Below are 2,279 nucleotides of genomic sequence, written 5' to 3'. Positions count from 1 at the left end.
AACATCGCATATAGCAAATTGCTTAATTCTTGTAAAAAGGAAAATTTTAGTACATTTAAACTAATTAAGAAATAGTGGAAAATTGCGTTTTCAAATCCGTAACTTGCCATATTCAAACCCGTTAGCACACATATGAAAAAAACATTTGTACTTGCCATTTTAATTTTGACAACTCAATTTGGATTTGCCCAAAATGATAAAAAAGCTGTGAAAACATCGAAGGCAGTTTTGGAACTCATAAAGCAAAAAGACTATACCCAATTTTTCAATTCATTTGAAGATACGATTAAAACAAGAATTGTTGAATATCAAAAAAGAGTAGGTCCAGACTATATCCAAAAAACAGTTGATAATTTCAATGAAACCTTAACTAATGAAAATATTGATTTTAATAATTTCAACAAAAAAGTAATTGTCCCAATTGAGGGAAATTCGAAACTAAATTATGTAGTTTATCAATTCCCAATGGGTAGTGAAAATGATGGAAAAGATTATTTTGAGACGTCTTTTTTAATCGAAAATGATTTTGACAAAATTTATAGCGTAGATATCGTTAAGGTACAGAGAATGCCGAATGTAAAAGTCATTCACGGAGCAGAGGAAGAAGAAATGCCTGAGCCTGGCAAAGTAATCACCGAAAATTATGAGGACACCGGTTTCGTTAAGAAAATTAAATACCGTGACTTTACGCATTTAATTACCATTAACTTTGATAAACAGCAAAATAAAACTCGTGAGACAAGATTTCCTCTCGATAATCTAACTTATAAATCAATTACTGCATATCACGAAAATGGAAATATAAGACTCATTGCAAATTATGACAATGGACTTGTAACTGATAATTTTACCAAGTTCCACGAAAATGGAAAAATTAGTGAAAGCGGATATTATAGTGGCGGATTAAAAAAAGACGGTATTTGGACATATTTTGATGAAAATGGTAAATTGACCAAAACAGAAATTTACGAGAATGGCGAACTAATCAGTACGGAATAAATACGTGTGCTAACAACGTATATAACTCATAGCTAATTATTTGAATAATCTAAGTTAAGGTATATTTGCAAGTCCGTCAAATTTTTTAATTTGGCTTATTGAAAGGAAAAGGCAATAAGAAAATTAAAAAATCTGGCTCGTGCTTAACCGAATAGTCATTGCTAATTTGCACGCTACGAGCCATATACAAAACCGTTATGCACAATTGCGGAAAATCTTACTAAAAATGCAAAATTTAAATCTTAAAATATGATTAAATACAAAGACTATAAACGTAATCACGTAATAATGCCAGGTCGTGAAAAAGAGTTAGATACTTTTTTAAAGAGTAGTTATAATGGAATTAATCATAAATTAAAAAATAGCATAAGTTCTAACAGCGAAGATGCTATAACGTGGTCTTGTTTTGATATAATTTCACAACTTTCTGATTTAAAAAAAACAATTGCTCTAGACGAAATAATCGAACATTCATTTAGCGACAATGATATGAAAAAGCCAAAATTTTCTTTTGCTAATGAAACTAAAATTAAAATCGAAGTTGGTAAAATTTACAAAGGGAATTCGATAAAGGAACAAACGGAACTTGACGCAAGTATAGAAACATCAGAAAAAATTATTTTCATTGAAGCAAAATTATACAGTTCAATATCTTTAAAGTCTGACAATAAACCTTACGACCAAATTGCAAAAAAAATTAGAGTTGGATTAGATTATGCTTTGGAAGAAAACAAGGAGTTCTATTTTATCTTTCTTGATATTGCACCAAGAGACAAGCTCTATTATTTCACAAGTGAGAAAAAAAGTATGGAAAATGCAAAAAAAATTCCTACTAAAAAATGGAAAAGCGTTTGGTGGTTTAATCGTTATAAAAAAGGTTGGGGAGGAAATTTAAGTCCTTTAAAAAAAGTAATTAGCGACATCTCAACAAATGAAACCGTTATAAATGGCGTTTCCGAAAGAATGGGTTGGTTGACTTGGACTGATTTGTTTAAAATTACAATGAGAGGAATGATATAAAACAACAGTGCATAACAACGTGTATAATTCATTGCTTCTGATTTTCCTCATCGGAAAATCCTCGCGCTGAATTATTGCCTTTGTTTTTTTACTAAATTAGTTGCTGTAACACGCAACGAAATCATACACAAACCGTTATGTGTAATAAAAAAATGAAAAAGAAATGAAAAAGAAAAAAATATTCTTCAGCATATTAACTGCTCTTGTTTTAATGATATCAATATTCCTCTATATGAATAAGGATAAATTTGTCTATGTTG

Annotated in this window: 2 protein-coding genes; both read left to right on the top strand. The window is 29.8% G+C overall.

Translation table 11 applies throughout. From position 1 onward, the window contains the following. Positions 1-132 precede the first annotated feature (132 nt). Positions 133-999: a toxin-antitoxin system YwqK family antitoxin gene (locus HGB55_RS14720; protein WP_168817795.1), complete on the top strand. Its 867-nt coding sequence runs from the start codon at positions 133-135 to the stop codon at positions 997-999. 249 nt (positions 1,000-1,248) lie between these two features. Beyond that, positions 1,249-2,019: a hypothetical protein gene (locus tag HGB55_RS14715; protein WP_168817793.1), complete on the top strand. Its 771-nt coding sequence runs from the start codon at positions 1,249-1,251 to the stop codon at positions 2,017-2,019. Positions 2,020-2,279: the final 260 nt, after the last annotated feature.

The organism is Lutibacter sp. B1 (genome assembly GCF_012524075.1).
Classification (GTDB): Bacteria; Bacteroidota; Bacteroidia; order Flavobacteriales; family Flavobacteriaceae; genus Lutibacter.
Note: the sequence above shows the minus strand (reverse complement) of the source record. Positions and strands in the feature narration are given on the sequence as shown.